The following is a 1718-nucleotide window of genomic DNA, read 5'->3' as shown; positions in this document are numbered from 1 at the left end:
ACCGGCTGTGCAGCGGCCCTGGGCTCAAGGCAGTCGAACTGTTCCAGGCGGTTCATGATGGCCGGATCAAGTTCCTGTGGATCATGGCGACCAACCCGGCCGTTTCGATGCCCGATGCGGGTTTCGTCCGCGAAGCGCTTGCCCGGTGCCCCAATGTGGTCGTCTCCGAGGTGATGGCCGAAAGCGACACGGCGCAGTTTGCCCACGTGCTGCTCCCGGCACTCGCCTGGGGCGAGAAGGACGGTACGGTGACCAATTCGGAGCGCCGGATCAGCCGCCAGCGGGCGCTGTTCGCGCCGCCGGGCGAAGCGCGCGCCGACTGGCGGATCGTCTGCGACGTGGCCGCAAGATTGGGCCATGCCAGGGAATTTGCATTTGCTTCTCCAGCTGCGGTGTTCCGCGAATATGCAGCGATGACCGCGCTCGCCCGAAGGCATGGCAAACTGCTCGACCTCACAAGCTGGGCCGAAAGCTGCGAGCTGCAATATGCAGCGATGGAACCATTCCAGTGGGGCGGACCGCGCCCGTTCGAGACGCGCTTTCCGGTGAGGGACGGCAAGGCGCGGCTGGTCGCGGTCCACCCAGGGGCGGAGCGGGACAAAGGAGAGGCGTTCCCGCTCCGCCTCAATACCGGGCGCTACCGCGACCACTGGCACACCATGACCCGCACCGGATTGAGCGCGAAGCTATCGGTCCACCGGCGCGAACCGCTGCTCGAGATTCACCCCGACGATGCCGCTCGCTGGAAGCTCGAGGAGGGTGGCCTGGCTAGGGTCGCAACCGCATACGGGTCCTCGATCTTTCGGGTGTCCTGTGCGCCGGGGCAGAGGCGCGGCGAGATCTTCGTGCCGATGCATTGGAGCGATGCGATGGGTGCCGGAGGCCGTGCCGGGCGGCTCGTCCAGCCATTGGTCGATCCGGTTTCGGGCCAGCCCGGCTTCAAGGACACGCCGGCCAGGGTCGTTCCCGTGCTGCCCGAGTGGCGGGCCTTCCTGCTCACCCGGAAATTCAAGCTGCCCGACCTGCTCTATTCGGCGCGGGCGAAGGTGGAAGGCGGCTGGCTGACCGAATTGGCGGGAATGGGATCGGTCGATCTTGCCGGGCTGCTCCCGGCAGGAACCCGCAGCGAAGTTGCCGATATCGGGCGCGGAATGCGGCGGATAATCGTGCGCGGGGAAAGCGGCGAGCTGCTCGCCGCGCTGTTTGTGACCCGCACGGGCACCCTTCCGCCGCGCGAATGGATCGCACGGCAACTCGTCGAGGGCAGTGCCGAATTGCCCGAATTGCTGGCCGGGCGCCCCGCGAAGCCGATGCCCGACCGCGGGGCGCTGGTGTGCGTCTGCTACGATGTGCGCGAAACCGACATCCTTGCGGCCATTGCCAATGGCGCGAGTACCGTCGCCGAAATCGGCAAGTGCACGCGGGCGGGCACCAATTGCGGATCGTGCCGGACAATCACCGCCCGGTTGATCGATGAAGCTCTCGCAGCCCAGCAGGAGGCAGCCCAATGAGCGATTTTCCGGCAGGAAGTGTCTGGCTGGTCGGGGCAGGGCCGGGCGATCCGGAGCTGTTGACCCGCAAGGCCGAACGGCTGATCCGGGCCGCGAGCGTCATTTTCTACGATGCGCTGGTCGGCCAGGGCGTGCTCGATCTCGTCCCCGAGCGGGTCCGGTTGGTTCCCGTTGGCAAGCGCTCCGGCCGTCATTCGAAGGACCAGA

2 protein-coding genes are annotated in these 1718 nt (G+C 66.9%); both read left to right on the top strand.

Features of this window, described 5'->3' with window-relative positions; genetic code table 11:
• Positions 1-1511, top strand: a 1511-nt coding sequence (locus AC16XC_RS02140) for a nitrate reductase (protein WP_484032988.1), incomplete at its 5' end; no start/stop codon positions are given.
• Positions 1508-1718: SAM-dependent methyltransferase (locus AC16XC_RS02135; RefSeq protein WP_484032987.1), on the top strand; the 211-nt coding region annotated here is incomplete at its 3' end. The genes AC16XC_RS02140 and AC16XC_RS02135, both read left to right, overlap by 4 nt.

The organism is Candidatus Andeanibacterium sp., assembly GCF_057143545.1.
Note: the sequence above shows the minus strand (reverse complement) of the source record. Positions and strands in the feature narration are given on the sequence as shown.